The following is a 12,686-nucleotide window of genomic DNA, read 5'->3' as shown; positions in this document are numbered from 1 at the left end:
ATCCAAGGAGACAAAGATGGTGTTCCGCAAAGACAAGAGAATCGTCCTGCGCCTCGCGCTTGCCTGCGCGCTGCTTCCCGCCTTCGGCGGCGCGCAGGCCCAGTCTGCGCCGGCTGCGTATCCGTCCAAGCCGATCAAGTTCATCGTGCCGGTGCCGGCCGGCGGTGCCGCGGACGCCATGGCGCGCATGATCGCCACGCACCTGCAGACCCGATGGGGCCAGCCCATGGTGGTCGACAACAAGCCCGGCGCCGGTTCGAGCGTGGGCATGGCGGTGGTCGCCAAGGCCGCGCCGGACGGCTACACCATCGGCATGGGCAATGTCGCGGCCAACGCCATCAATCCCGCCGTGCGGCCCGAGGCCTTTCCCTACGATCCGGTGAAGGACTTCGCCGCGGTCACGATGGTGGGCATCACGCCGCTGATCCTGGTGGTGAATCCGCAGAAGGTGCCGGCGCGCACGCTGCCCGAGTTCCTTGCGTACCTCAAGGCGCATCCGGGGCAACTGAGCTACGGCTCTTCCGGTGCGGGTTCGGCGCTGCACGTGGGCATGGAACTCTTCATGCAGAAAACCGGCACCTCGATGGTCCATGTCGGCTACAAGGGTTCCGCGCCCATGCTGACCGACCTGCTCGGCGGACAGATCGATGCCGCGATGGATGCGGCCGCCACCTCCTGGCCGCAAGTGCAATCGGGCAAGCTGCGCGCGCTTGGCGTCTCGACGGCGCAGCGGGTGTTCTTCGCGCCCGAGCTGCCGCCGATCGCCGAGTCCGTGAAGGGCTTCGAGATGAATCCCTGGCACGGTGTCATGGCGCCGGCCGGCACGCCGGCCGTCATCGTCGACAGGCTCGCGGCCGAGATCCAGGCGTTCCTGCGCCTGCCCGACACCGAAGCCAAGCTGCGCGAGCGCGGCGTGGTGCGCGTGGGCTCGAGTCCCGCGGAGTTCGCGAAGAGCCTGCGCGATGAAGCGGCCTTCTACAAGAAGCTCGCGGCCGACGCGGGTATCAAGACCGAATGAGCCGCCGGACCCGGGACCCCGCCATGCGAACTTCGGCAACTGCTCTCCCGCTTCCGCGCCGCGCCATGCTCGGCCTGCTGGCTGCCTCGGCGGCACCGTCGCTCTGGCCCGTGCCCGCCCGCGCTCAGGCGGCGTGGCCCACGCGGCCCGTCACCGTGATCGTTCCGTTCGCGCCGGGCGGCGCAGGCAATGGCTCCGTGCGCATCCTGGCCGAGCTGATCGGGCCGCGCCTCGGCCAGCCGCTGGTGGTCGACAACCGTCCGGGCGCGGGCGGCATCACCGGCACCGCGATGGTGGCCTCGAGCAATGACGACCACATGCTGCTGATGGGCAGCACCACCATGACCATCCTGCCGGCGCTGCGCAGCGACCTGGGCTACGACGTGCAGCGGGACCTGCAGCCTGTGGGCATGATTTCGACGCAGCCGCTGGTGCTGGCCGTGGGGGCCGGCTCGCCGGTGCGCAGCCTCGACGATCTCGTGGCCCGCGGCCGCGCGGGCGAGCTGAGCGCCGGCAACAGCGGCGTCGGCACGCTCTCGCACCTGGCCACCGAGCTGCTCAACCGCAAGCTCGGCACGCGCCTGCTGCCGGTGCCCTACAAGGGCGACAGCGTGCTGATCCCCGATGTCGCGGCGGGCACCGTGTCCATGGGCGTGATGAATCTTCCGGTCGCGCTGCCGCTGATCCAGGCCGGCCGCCTGCGCGCGGTGGCCGTCACCTCGGCGCAGCCCCTCGCGAGCCTGCCCGGCGTGCCGGTGCTGCGCTCGCTCGGCGAGGAGTTCGTCATCTCCGGCTGGGCCGCACTCTTTGCGGGCCGCAAGGTGCCCGCGGCGGGCGTGGCGCAGCTCGAAAAGCTGCTGCGCGAAGCCATGGACACGCCGGCGGTGCGCGAGCGCTTCGCCGGCTTCGGCGTGACGCCGGCAGCGTCGACCCCTGCGCAGCTGCACGCCTATGTGCAGGGCGAAACGGCGCGCTGGGCGGACGTGGTGCGCAGCCGCGGCATCAAGCTCGAATGAGCCGTGCCGGCGGCCGGCGCGCGGCGGGCCCGAACTAGAATCCCGCGCACGTTCCGCCTCTGGAACTCTTCTCCACGCATCCATGACACGTCGCACCCCCGGAGCCGACTCCCGGCGAGACAGCGCAGCCCAGCCTCCGGCCACCGAAACGAAGCACCAGGCCTCCGACGCCGCCAAGCCTTCGGCTTCGGGCCTGGGCGTGCTGGAAAAGGCGATGCACCTGCTGAACATCGTGTCGGCACGCCGCAGCCCGATGACCTTCACCGAGCTGCTGCGCGCCTGCGACCTGCCCAAGGCCACGCTGCACCGCATCCTCGCGACGCTGGTGCGCGAAGGGCTGCTGCGGCACAACGCCTACGACAAGACCTTCCAGCTCGGGCTGCGCCTGCTCGAGCTGGCGCACGACGTATGGAGCGAGTTCGATCTGCGTGTCGCGGCCCAGGACGAGCTCGCGCGGCTGCGCGATGCGCTGGGCGAGACCGTCGAACTCACGGTGCTCGATGGCAGGTGCGTGGTCATCCTGGCCTGCGAGCCGGGGGACGAGACGTCGAGCGCGCGCTCCGCGGTCGGGCAGCGGTTGCCGGTGCATGCGTCCGCGGCGGGCAAGGCGATTGCAGCGAACCTCGATTCCTCGGGCCAGCGGCGGCTGATCCAGGCGCTCGACCTGGAGCGCTTCACGCCGCGCACGATCGTGACGCCGACCGAGCTGCATGCCGAATTCGACCTGGTGCGCGCACGCGGCTATGCGATCGAGCAGGGCGAGCGCGCGCCGGATCGCGCGGCGGTGGCCGCGCCGATCTTCGACTACGAAGGCCGCCCGATCGGTGCCGTCGCCATCTGCACCGATGCGAGCCGGCTGGACGCGGCGCGCGCCCACACCCTGTCGTCCGCGCTGATGGGCGCCGCCCGCAGCATCACCCACAGCGCGGCGGGCAAGGCCATGTCCATTGCCACCCAGTCGCCGCCCGAAACCACCTCGTCCGTCGAAGTGCGCTGCGTGAGCGAAGTGCGTTCGCTGCTGGGCGAAGGACCGATGTGGTCGCCTCGCGACAACGCGCTCTACTGGGTCGACATCCTCACGCCCTCGGTGCACCGCTACGACGCCGCGACGGGCGTGGACACCGAGACGCCGCTCGGAACCATGGCGAGCCTGGTCGTGCCCAAGGCCAGCGGCGGCCTGCTGGTTGCAACGCCAGGGGGGGTCATGGCGCTCGATCTCTCCACACGGCGGCTGACGGCGTTTTGCCACCCCGAGGCGGGCCGCACCAATGTTCGCTACAACGACGGCAAGTGCGACCGGCGCGGGCGCCTGTGGGTCGGTTCGATGGACATGGCCGCGGCGGCCAACCGGGGCCACCTGTTCTGCATCGAGGCGAACGGCAGCTGGAAGCAGGTCGACACCGGTTTCACGGTGCCCAACGGCATTGGCTGGAGCCCCGACAACAAGACCATGTACGTCACCGACACGTACCGCCAGACCATCTACCGCTACGACTTCGACCTCGCCTGCGGAACCGTCGGCAACCGGCGCCCGCTGATCACCATCGCGGCCTCCGACGGCAAGCCCGACGGCCTGACGGTCGACGACCAGGGCTGCCTGTGGGTCGCCCTCTGGGACGCCTGGCAGATCGCGCGCTTCTCGCCGGAAGGCCAGCTCATGCAGCGCCTGCGCGTGCCGGTTCCGCGTCCCACCAGCTGCTGCTTCGGGGGCGACAACCTGGACACGCTGTTTGTCACGAGTGCCTCCTTGCGCCTGAGCGAGGAGCAACTGGCGACCGCGCCGCTGTCCGGTTCGTTGTTCGCCATTCAGCTGCCGGATGCGCGGGGCTTGCCCGAGGCGGCATTCGCTGGTTGAAGTGCGACGTGCGCCGTGAAGCCTCAGCGTGATGGAAGCTTGCCCGGCGATCTGCGCCGCGGCCTGGGTGTCGACGCCATGTAGATCGCGAGGGCAATGCCAATCGCACTGACGCACAGCGGCGCGGCGACCGAGAGCCATCGGCTCCGCTGCACCGGCGCCGCCGCTGCTTGCGGCCGGCGCGCGGGTGGATCCGCGCGATCGAGCTGCACGGGCAGCACCTCGGCGTCGAACATGTAGCCGCGCCGCGGCGATGTCGCAATCAATGTCGCGCCGTGATCGCCCAGGCGGCTGCGCAGTTCGCCGATGCAATGCACGAGCGAGTCGTGCGTGACCACCACGTCCGGCCACAGGCTGTCCATCAACTCCGTCTTGCCGATGAGGCGCTGGGGATTGGCGAGGAAGAAGCGCAGCAGCGCATCGGGCTTGGGGCTGAGCGGGATCAGCCTGCCACCCTGGCGCAGCTGGCCGCGTTCGAAGTCGAACTCGAAGCCCGCGAACTGAACCGCTGTTGCGACTCCCGCTCGGCCCCGCAAGCTTGCGGATGCGAGCGGATCTCGCTCATTGGCTGGTGGTTGCCGTTCGTACATGGACGCATCTCTCGAGATTGCCGCAGTGGCATTGAACACAGCGAACCGCTCGGAGATTCTGTTCCTGTTTGCTTCGCTCCGGAAGGCCATGAAGGATTTTCTCTTCGCGAAATCATCGCCACATCTTCGCAGTTCGGTCCTGAAGAAGCTGCGTGCTTCGCCTATCGTGGATGGGTGGCATTCGCCGCAGGTTCGGGGAGCTCATCGCGTAGGTACCCATGTGCTCGATCGGAGCGAATCATGCAAGTGCGAATCTTCTGCTCGATGTTCTTCAGCGCGATGGCGCTCTTCCCACCGATCGCCCACGTGACCGCAGCCGAGGAACGCGTCTACCTGGGCAAGGCCGAGATCGAGAGCGTGCTCATCGACAAGGGCATCGAGTCGAGGAACCGGTCGACGGGCATGGTGTCGCACTGGATCTTTCGGCCTGACGGCCGCGTCGAGTTCGCCAACAAGAGCGGACCGGGCAGCGCCTCGGGCACATGGGTGGTCCAGACCGATGGCTTGATGTGCGTCACGATGCTCACCCGAACCGGCTGCCGCTATTGGTTCCGCCAGGGCAGCACGCTCGCCAATGCGCTGGGCAAGGAGCCCGACTCGCCACTTGTTGCAGAGATCGCGTTCGAGTAGCCGAAGGTATCCGGCGCCGCACGCAAAGCCCGCAGAGGCAAGTATTCTTGCGCCGTCGCAGATGCGACGGAGGCAATGGACATGTACATCGAACAAGGCAGCGAAGGCCCGGACCTGCTCCTCATGCTGCACGGAATGGGCGCCACCGGCGCGGTGTGGTCGCCCATGTGCGCCGAGGCCGGTGCCCGCTGGAGCGGCCGCTGGCTCGTGCCCGACCTGCCGGGCCACGGCCGGTCCGACCGGCAGGACTCCTATGCCATCGGCCAGTACGCCGCCAGCGTGGCGCGCGCCGTGCTGCCGCACATCCGTCCCGAGGGCCGGCTCGTGGTGCTCGGGCATTCGCTCGGCGGGGTGATCGCGCTCGCGCTGGCCACGGGCTGGTTCGGCGTCGCGCCGCACCGGGTGTTCGCGGCCGGCATCAAGCTCGCGTGGAGCGACGACGAGCTGCGCCGCATGGAGGCGCTGGCGCTACAGCCGACGAAGAAATTTTCCACGGAAGAAGAAGCGTGGGACAGGTACCTCAAGGTCTGCGGCCTGGCCGGAATCGCCGATGCGGCGGCAGCCGTCGCTGCACGAGGCATTGCGCGCGATAACGACGGCTGGCGTCTTGCGATGGATCCCCGGGCCCATGCCGTGGGCAAGCCGCCGGTGCCCGAACTGGCGGCGCTCGCGCGCTGCCCGGTCCACCTTGCCCGCGGGCAACACGACGCGCTGGTCACGACGGCGCAGACCCGCGAGATCGACCCCGATGCGCGCGAGCTCGGGCCGCACGGCCACAACGTGATGGTCGAGGCGCCTGCTCAGGTCTGGGATTGGGTGGCCTCGCTCGGCTGAGCGAACCGAATCGGCACCACCCTTGCCTCGGCCGCGCGCGCCCGCAGCTGGCCGCAGCCGCCGTCGACATCCTGGCCGGCCGAATGGCGCAGCTTGGTCAGGATGCCGCGCTGATGCAACGTGCGCGCCATCTGCTCGCAGCGCTCCAGCGACGGACGGCTGAAGGCCACGCCCTCCACGGCGTTGAAGGGAATCATGTTCAGCACGCCGAACTTGCCGGAGAGCAGCCTCACGATGCCGTCGATCTCCTCGGGCCCGTCGTTGACGCCGTCCAGCAACGTCCACTGGTACTGGATCGGATAGCCGGTGGCCCGGGCGTAGCGCTCGCCTGCGCCGACCAGTTCCTCGGGCGTCATGTTCGGCGCGCGCGGCAGCAGCTTCTTGCGCAGGCCGGCCTTGGTGGTGTGCAAGGAGAGCGCCAGCGCGGGCCTGACACGCGCCTGCTGCAGCCTTTCGAACGCGCGCGGATCGCCCACCGTGGAGAACACCAGGTTCTTGTGGCCGATGTTGCCGACCGTGCCGAGCAGCTCGATCGCCTCCATCACGTTGTCCAGGTTGTGGGCCGGCTCGCCCATGCCCATGAACACCACCTTGCGCACCGGCCGGCGCATGCGCGCGAGCGCGACCTGGGCAATGATCTCGGCGCTGCCCACCTGGCGCAGCAACCCGTCGCGGCCCGTCATGCAGAACCGGCATCCGACCGCGCAACCCACTTGCGACGAGACGCACAGGCCATCCCGCGGCAGCAGCACGCTCTCCACCGTCTGGCCGTCCGCCAGCGCAACCAGCAGCCGCTCGGAACCATCGGCACCGGGATGCACCGCGTGGATGCGCGCCAGGCCTGCAAGCTCCGCTTCGATGGCGGGCAGGGCCGCCAGCAGCGACGACGGAAAGAAGCTCGCCGGCAGGCGCCTGCCGCTGTTGCGCGGCAGCGCGTGGGACCACAGCCGCAGGATGCGCTGCTCGTGGCTGGGGCCTGCACCGGCTTCCCGCAGTCGTTGTTTCAGGTCGTGGATTCGCATGCGTGGGTCATTTTGGTGCCGCCTCGTCCCGGCCGTGTCTCGGTCGCATTTTTGGAAGCGCCCGCATTCGGCGGCCGTCGGGATGGATGTCAATGTGTTCTCCGCGTCGTGAAGAAAATGAGGCAGCCTGCGATTTTGCCAAGACGGTTCGCAGACCCCATCCACCTTGGGGCGACAAGACGCGCTCAGGTGGCGTGTGCCGACGCAGCCAGCGGCTGGACTGCCAGCCGCAACCCCATTGCCTTCAGAATGGCCGACAAGCTGCTGAGCGCCGGATTCCCCTTCGGAGAAAGCGTCCGATAAAGCTGTGTCGGGTTCAGGTGGGCCTGCTCGGCAACGGCCTGAATCCCACCCAAAACTTGCGCCATCTGCCGCAACACGATCAGCAACTCGGCCGGGTCGCCGTCTTCGAGGATTGCGTTGATGACTTCGAGCGCGAACGCAGGATCGTCTCGATACAGCTCGGCCATCGCGTCGTCATGGGCTTTACTTTTCATCATCTGCTCTCTGCGGCCAGTCCTGCCAATAACCCACCGCCCGAGCGGTGTCCGCATCCTGCGTGCGCGCGTCACCCGCCGAGTTACAGCCACTGTCGAATGTCGCCGCGAAGCCGCTTGAGGCAGTCGACATACAGATCCTCGTGCTCGTCGGCGCTCAGGTGGTGTTCGATCCATTACATCGTCATTTTCGTCTAAGAACGAAATTTTTCCGCGCGCAGAACCGGCGTGGCAAGTACTTCATGCCGACGCGGAGGCAAGCAGGCTATCGGCGGTGAGGCGGTCTCATCCAAAGATATTCATCCCTCGTTCGAGCAAGATGCACCCGCGCGCACGCGCCGGGTCATCCGCCGTCCACCGCCGAGCCGCTCGAGGGCCGCTGCCTTCGTCGCCGCCTGGGGGTTGTGAGGAACGATCAGGACATCGCCGGCGGCATGGCGCAGCACGCGCTGGGCCACGCTGCGGAAGACGAAGTCGGACATCGCCGAGGCCGGATGCTTGCCGACAACGAGCAGCTCGGCGCCGCTGTGCTGCTGCTGGACCACGGCCTGCCGGGCCGGATCGCCGCGGCCGATGGCCCAGGACACGCGGTTCCTGCGGGCATCGGTGGAATCCGTGAACCGCACGATCTGGTCCCGTGCGTACCGCATGCACTCCTGCCTGTAGGCCCTGACCACGTGCTCGGGAACGTCGGCGCTGCGCAGCTTGCGCTCGTTGATCGTGCTGATGGCGTGGAACAGGTCGATCTGCGCCGATCCGTTGAGGGCGAACGCGCGCTCCACCAGGATGCGCGAAGCCTGCGTGAAATCGATGGCGACGAGCAGGCGCCGGTAAGGCCCCTCGGCCTGCTGCCGCACCACGAGCATGGGACGCTGGACCCTCCGCAAGAGGCGCTCGGTCCATTGGCCGCGCACAAAGGCCAGCAGGCTCCGCTCCCGGGGCATGGCACCCATGACCAGCAGATCCGCGCCACGCGCTGCGCTTGCCACGTGCTCCGGTGTGCTGGCCATCGGGTTCGTCGTGCGCACGCGCAGCCCATGGCGCTGGCCGAGCTGCAATGCCTGGTGCGCCAGCCGCGACGCGGCGCGGGGGCAGGGAGGCTCGCCGGGCGCGGCCGCATAGAGCAGTTCCAGGCTGGCATGGTGCTCGGCAGCCAGGCAGGCGGCGCGCGAGAGGGCAGGCTCCGAACGCGCAGCGAGGTCGGTCACGGCAAGAATGGTGGTGCAGTCGCCGCTCGCTTCGGCCGAGTCCCGGAGGTCCGCGAGGCTCGGCAGGTGGTTGGTCCCGGGCCGCTTGTTCAGGCGGGCGAAGTCAAGGTCGGTGAGCGTGCGCTCGCCGTGGATCGTTGCTGCATGCATTGACGCACTCCATTCGTGCGGACCCGTCGGTGGACGACGGCGGCCGCGGCCGCGCGGGACTGGTGCCCGGCGGTGGATGGTTGCGCTGAAGAAGAAGGAAGCGACCGCCGGGCCTAGGGATGTGCGGGCAGTTGCCTGCGGCCCGCCTTCAAGGCCACGCGTGCACGCGCGCACGCCGCTGCAATGAGCAGCGCCGCAGCAAGGGCGTGGGTGAAGGCGGCGAGGGTGGTCGACATGGCGCCAAGTCTATTCAACGCGCCGTGCCGGGGCAAGCAAAGGCCTCAGGGTCCTTGCCAGATTGCCCCGCTTTTTTTTCGCTGCTACTCCTGCGGCTCCAGTGCCACGGGCGGCGCAATGACGATCTTCTTTCGGGCCTGCAGCACGAACGAAACCACCTGCCACACGACGAAGACGCCGATCAGGCTCAGCAAGGTGCCGCTGATGGGGCGCGACACGAAGGTGCCGAAGCTTCCGCGGCTCAGCAGCATCGCGCGGCGGAAGTTCTCTTCGAGCATCGGCCCGAGGATGAAGCCGAGCATCAGCGGCGCGGCGTCGAGCTCGAGCCGCATGAACATGTAGCCCATGAAACCGAAGGCGGCGGTGATGAACACGTCGTCCAGGTTGTTGTTGACGCTGTAGGTGCCGATGCAGCAGAAGAACAGGATCGACGGGAACAGCACGCTGTACGGAATCTTGAACACCGAGAGCCAGTAGCGCACCAGCGGCACGTTCAGCACCAGCAGGAACACGTTGCCGATCCACATACTGGCCACCAGGCCCCAGAACAGCTCCGGGTGGCTCGCGATCATGTTGGGACCCGGCTGGATGCCCTTGATGATGAAGGCCGCCAGCATCAACGCCATCACGGCGTTCTCGGGAATGCCGATGCTCATCAGCGGGATGAAGCTCGTGCGCGCCGCCGCTTCGTCGGCTGCGGCCTGGCCGGCCACGCCTTCGATGCAGCCGGTGCCGATCTCGTGCTTGTACTTGCTGACCTTCTTGTCGAGCGCGTAGGCCGCGAACTGCGCGATGGTGGGGCCGCCGCCGGGCAGGATGCCCAGGAACGAGCCGATCACGCTGCCGCGCAGCGCGCTGGGGATGATCCGCTTGAACTCCGCCCAGGTGGGGATGAGATTGATCTTGCCGTTGAAGGGCGAGCGTTCCTCGCGGGAGTCGAGGTTCTTCGTGATCTCGGCAATGCCGAAGCAGCCGAGCGCGATGCTCACGATGCCAACGCCATCGGTCAGGAAAGGCATGTCCATGGTGAAGCGCGCCATGCCGCTGTTCACGTCGGTGCCGATGGTGCCGAGCAGCACGCCGATCATGCACATCGCCAGGCCGTTCAGCAGGCTGCCGGTGGTGACGAAGCTCACGCACACGAAGCCCACCAGCATCATCGCGACGTAGTCCGCCGGGCCGAACAGGAAGGCGACCTCGCCCAGCACGGGCGCAAGGAACGACAGCACCAGGATCGAGACCGTGCCGCCGATGAAGCTGGAGAAGCCGGCCGTGAACAGCGCCAGGCCGGTCTGCCCCTTGAGCGTCATCGCGTAGCCGTCGATGCAGGCCACGATGCTGCTCGCATGCGGGATCTTCATCGTGATTGCGCTCACGCTGTCGCCGTACTGCGCACCGTAGTAGATGCCGGCCAGCATGATCAGCGCGCCGGTGGTCGGAATGGAATAGGTCAGCGGCAGCAGCAGGCTGATGGTGGCCAGCGGCCCGAGGCCCGGCAGCAGGCCCACCAGTGTTCCCACGGTGCAGCCGATGGCGCAGTACATCAGGTTGTGCCAGGTCAGGGCGTGCGAGAAACCGAACGCGAGGTTGTTCAGAACTTCCATGTTCGTGTCCTCAGAAGAGCGGCAGGTTGAGGCCGAGGAGCTTTTGAAGCGCCAGCGCCATGGCGATCAGGCCGGCCGAGATCTTGAGATTGCGCACCCAGGAGTTCGAGCTGCCGGCGAAGGCCGAGCAGAACACCATGAAGACGATGCCCGCGATCATGTTCAGGTACATCGAGATCAGCGCGAAGCCGCACAGGCTCGTGAGGATGAGCGCGATGTTCTTGAAGTGCAGGTCCAGCTTCACCGGCTCCACGAAGAACGAGCGCACGACCGTCGACACGCCGATCAGCAGCAGCAGCCCGCTCACCATGGCGGGGAAAAGACCCGCGCCGGCGCGGCCCAGGTCTCCGATGGGGTAGCGAAGCGCCGTGAGGCCGAAGGCCAGCGCGATTGCCATGAGGAAGAGTCCCCTGACAAGATTTCTGTTTCTCATACGTTCCCGATGTATTGGGGGTTGTCGAACGCCACCGGCGCAGGTGAACTCCGCCCGGGCTTGTCTCCATCCGGATGGAAGTCCGGACGGTCGAATGGTCTTTTGCCGAGCTGATCGCAATCTGACGAGAAGCAGAGGGGAACTACGTACCGCGATGGTCTGCTAGCATGCTTTCACCGGGAAAACAGCCTCCCGGCCTGCACAACCAGACGGTGTCCCGTCCAAGCGCTGGCAACCCGTGATGGAGCCATCCGTGGACACCGCCTTGCCCGATACACCCCTCGCACACATCGTGGAGCCCAGCCCATGAGCACGGCACCATCGCCCTCGCCGCGCACTGGTCTTGCGCGCCTGCTGCCCGCAGGCGTCAGCGCCGACGCACTGCCCCTGCTCGCCGCCCGAGGCCTGCGCGCCTTCGGCGACGGCTACATGGCGGTGCTGCTGCCGGCCTACCTGCTGTCGATCGGACTGGGCACGCTGGAAGTCGGCATCGTCAGCACCGCAACCATGCTGGGCTCGGCGCTGGCCACGCTCGCGGTGGGCGCCTGGGGCTACCGCTTCGCGGGCGGGCGGCTGCTGCGCGGCGCCGCCTTGCTGATGGCCGCCACCGGGCTGGGCTTTGCGGGCCTGTCCTCGTTCTGGCCGCTGCTGGTGGTCGCGCTGGTCGGCACGCTCAATCCGAGTTCCGGCGACGTCAGCGTGTTCCTTCCGCTCGAGCACGCGCGCCTCGCGGCGGCCGCGCAGGGCCATGCCCGCACCTCGCTGTTCGCGCGCTACAGCCTGCTGGGCGCGTTGTGCGCGGCGCTGGGCGCGCTCGCGGCCGCCGTGCCGGACTGGCTGGTTCGGCACAGCCACTTCGCGCGGCCCGACGCGCTGCGCGGCATGTTCGCGGTCTATGCCGCCATCGGGCTCGCCGTCTTCTGGCTCTACCGGAAGCTGCCTGACCACGCCGGCGCCCACGGGGCGGGCAGCGCACCCGTGGCACCGGCGCCCCTCGGGCCGTCGCGCCGCGTGGTGGTGCGGCTGGCGGCGCTCTTCAGTGTCGATGCCTTTGCGGGCGGCCTGATGGTCAACGCGCTGATGTCGCTGTGGCTGCTGGAGCGCTTCGGCTTCTCGCTGACCCAGGCCGGCGTGTTCTTCTTCTGGACCGGCCTGCTCGGCGCGGCGTCGCAGCTTGCCGCCCCCGTGGTGGCCCGGCGCATCGGCCTGCTCAACACCATGGTCTTCACGCACCTGCCCGCCAACGTCTGCCTGGTGCTGGCTGCGCTGGCACCGAGCCTGCCGATCGCGCTCGGCCTGCTGATGGTGCGCAGCGCGCTGTCGTCGATGGACGTGCCCACGCGCACCGCCTACGTGATGGCGGTCGTGACGCCGCCCGAACGCAGCGCCGCGGCCAGCTTCACCGCCGTGCCGCGCAGCCTGGCGGCGGCTATCAGCCCGACGCTCAGCGGCGCGCTGTTCGCGGCCGGATGGATCTCGCTGCCGCTCGTCGCCTGCGGGCTGCTCAAGATCGGCTACGACCTCGCGCTCTGGCGCGCCATGCGGCGGGACCGGCTCGACGCGGAGTGAAATCCGGCATCGCCGCCGCCGCG

At 68.3% G+C, this 12,686-nt stretch carries 13 protein-coding genes; 6 read left to right on the top strand and 7 right to left on the bottom strand.

Translation table 11 applies throughout. From position 1 onward, the window contains the following. Positions 1-16: 16 nt before the first annotated feature. The 3 genes from VPA02S_RS18645 (at position 17) to VPA02S_RS18635 (ending at position 3,889) form a co-directional block, all read left to right on the top strand. The gene (locus VPA02S_RS18645; protein WP_062365137.1) at positions 17-1,018 is read left to right on the top strand and encodes a Bug family tripartite tricarboxylate transporter substrate binding protein; all 1,002 of its coding nucleotides are present in this window, start codon (positions 17-19) and stop codon (positions 1,016-1,018) included. A 23-nt stretch (positions 1,019-1,041) separates the two neighbouring features. Beyond that, positions 1,042-2,034, top strand: coding sequence for a Bug family tripartite tricarboxylate transporter substrate binding protein (locus VPA02S_RS18640; RefSeq protein WP_062365136.1), 993 nt, complete (start codon positions 1,042-1,044; stop codon positions 2,032-2,034). Positions 2,035-2,116: 82 nt separating this feature from the next. Continuing rightward, positions 2,117-3,889 carry an SMP-30/gluconolactonase/LRE family protein gene (locus VPA02S_RS18635; protein ID WP_244883610.1) on the top strand — a complete coding sequence of 591 codons (1,773 nt, stop codon included), beginning with the start codon at positions 2,117-2,119 and terminating at the stop codon, positions 3,887-3,889. 23 nt (positions 3,890-3,912) lie between these two features. Here the strand turns inward: VPA02S_RS18635 and VPA02S_RS18630 are convergent, their stop codons facing one another. Then, positions 3,913-4,569, bottom strand: a complete 657-nt coding sequence (locus VPA02S_RS18630) for a winged helix-turn-helix domain-containing protein (protein WP_244883608.1) — start codon at positions 4,567-4,569, stop codon at positions 3,913-3,915. Positions 4,570-4,719: 150 nt separating this feature from the next. On the opposite strand from VPA02S_RS18630, the gene VPA02S_RS18625 reads away from it, so the two are divergent. Beyond that, the gene (locus VPA02S_RS18625) at positions 4,720-5,109 is read left to right on the top strand and encodes a hypothetical protein (RefSeq protein WP_015866055.1); all 390 of its coding nucleotides are present in this window, start codon (positions 4,720-4,722) and stop codon (positions 5,107-5,109) included. Between the two features lie 81 nt (positions 5,110-5,190). Continuing rightward, entirely contained in the window at positions 5,191-5,943 is a 753-nt protein-coding gene (locus VPA02S_RS18620) for an alpha/beta fold hydrolase (protein WP_062365409.1), read from the top strand. On the opposite strand, the gene VPA02S_RS18615 is transcribed toward VPA02S_RS18620, so the two are convergent. The 6 genes from VPA02S_RS18615 to VPA02S_RS18595 form a co-directional block, all read right to left on the bottom strand. Next, positions 5,910-6,965: an RNA methyltransferase gene (locus VPA02S_RS18615; RefSeq protein ID WP_062365134.1), complete on the bottom strand. Its 1,056-nt coding sequence runs from the start codon at positions 6,963-6,965 to the stop codon at positions 5,910-5,912. The two genes, VPA02S_RS18620 and VPA02S_RS18615, sit on opposite strands and share 34 nt — an antisense overlap. A 185-nt stretch (positions 6,966-7,150) precedes the next feature. Next, positions 7,151-7,462, bottom strand: a complete 312-nt coding sequence (locus VPA02S_RS18610; protein WP_062365408.1) for a helix-turn-helix domain-containing transcriptional regulator — start codon at positions 7,460-7,462, stop codon at positions 7,151-7,153. A gap of 299 nt (positions 7,463-7,761) precedes the next feature. Next, positions 7,762-8,820, bottom strand: a complete 1,059-nt coding sequence (locus VPA02S_RS18605; protein ID WP_062365133.1) for a universal stress protein — start codon at positions 8,818-8,820, stop codon at positions 7,762-7,764. Between the two features lie 113 nt (positions 8,821-8,933). After that, positions 8,934-9,056, bottom strand: a complete 123-nt coding sequence (locus VPA02S_RS32310) for a hypothetical protein (RefSeq protein WP_018905812.1) — start codon at positions 9,054-9,056, stop codon at positions 8,934-8,936. Positions 9,057-9,140: 84 nt separating this feature from the next. Next, complete coding sequence (locus tag VPA02S_RS18600; RefSeq protein WP_018905813.1) at positions 9,141-10,661, bottom strand: tripartite tricarboxylate transporter permease; 1,521 nt, start codon at positions 10,659-10,661, stop codon at positions 9,141-9,143. A 10-nt stretch (positions 10,662-10,671) separates the two neighbouring features. Then, entirely contained in the window at positions 10,672-11,094 is a 423-nt protein-coding gene (locus VPA02S_RS18595) for a tripartite tricarboxylate transporter TctB family protein (RefSeq protein ID WP_369688555.1), read from the bottom strand. A gap of 306 nt (positions 11,095-11,400) precedes the next feature. Here VPA02S_RS18595 and VPA02S_RS18590 point away from each other — a divergent pair, with 306 nt between their 5' ends. Continuing rightward, positions 11,401-12,663 carry an MFS transporter gene (locus VPA02S_RS18590; RefSeq protein WP_062365131.1) on the top strand — a complete coding sequence of 421 codons (1,263 nt, stop codon included), beginning with the start codon at positions 11,401-11,403 and terminating at the stop codon, positions 12,661-12,663. Positions 12,664-12,686 lie beyond the last annotated feature (23 nt).

Source organism: Variovorax paradoxus NBRC 15149, assembly GCF_001591365.1.
Taxonomy (GTDB): Bacteria; Pseudomonadota; Gammaproteobacteria; order Burkholderiales; family Burkholderiaceae_C; genus Variovorax; species Variovorax paradoxus.
Note: the sequence above shows the minus strand (reverse complement) of the source record. Positions and strands in the feature narration are given on the sequence as shown.

Excerpts from the sequence above, each read along its gene's own strand:
- VPA02S_RS18610 (WP_062365408.1), bottom strand. The coding sequence starts at position 7,462 with ATGAAAAGTAAAGCCCATGACGACGCGATGGCCGAGCTGTATCGAGAC.
- VPA02S_RS18605 (WP_062365133.1), bottom strand. The coding sequence starts at position 8,820 with ATGCATGCAGCAACGATCCACGGCGAGCGCACGCTCACCGACCTTGAC.
- VPA02S_RS18620 (WP_062365409.1), top strand. The coding sequence starts at position 5,191 with ATGTACATCGAACAAGGCAGCGAAGGCCCGGACCTGCTCCTCATGCTG.
- VPA02S_RS18590 (WP_062365131.1), top strand. The coding sequence starts at position 11,401 with ATGAGCACGGCACCATCGCCCTCGCCGCGCACTGGTCTTGCGCGCCTG.
- VPA02S_RS18630 (WP_244883608.1), bottom strand. The coding sequence starts at position 4,569 with ATGGCCTTCCGGAGCGAAGCAAACAGGAACAGAATCTCCGAGCGGTTC.
- VPA02S_RS18640 (WP_062365136.1), top strand. The coding sequence starts at position 1,042 with ATGCGAACTTCGGCAACTGCTCTCCCGCTTCCGCGCCGCGCCATGCTC.
- VPA02S_RS18600 (WP_018905813.1), bottom strand. The coding sequence starts at position 10,661 with ATGGAAGTTCTGAACAACCTCGCGTTCGGTTTCTCGCACGCCCTGACC.
- VPA02S_RS18625 (WP_015866055.1), top strand. The coding sequence starts at position 4,720 with ATGCAAGTGCGAATCTTCTGCTCGATGTTCTTCAGCGCGATGGCGCTC.
- VPA02S_RS18645 (WP_062365137.1), top strand. The coding sequence starts at position 17 with ATGGTGTTCCGCAAAGACAAGAGAATCGTCCTGCGCCTCGCGCTTGCC.
- VPA02S_RS18595 (WP_369688555.1), bottom strand. The coding sequence starts at position 11,094 with ATGAGAAACAGAAATCTTGTCAGGGGACTCTTCCTCATGGCAATCGCG.
- VPA02S_RS18615 (WP_062365134.1), bottom strand. The coding sequence starts at position 6,965 with ATGCGAATCCACGACCTGAAACAACGACTGCGGGAAGCCGGTGCAGGC.
- VPA02S_RS18635 (WP_244883610.1), top strand. The coding sequence starts at position 2,117 with ATGACACGTCGCACCCCCGGAGCCGACTCCCGGCGAGACAGCGCAGCC.
- VPA02S_RS32310 (WP_018905812.1), bottom strand. The coding sequence starts at position 9,056 with ATGTCGACCACCCTCGCCGCCTTCACCCACGCCCTTGCTGCGGCGCTG.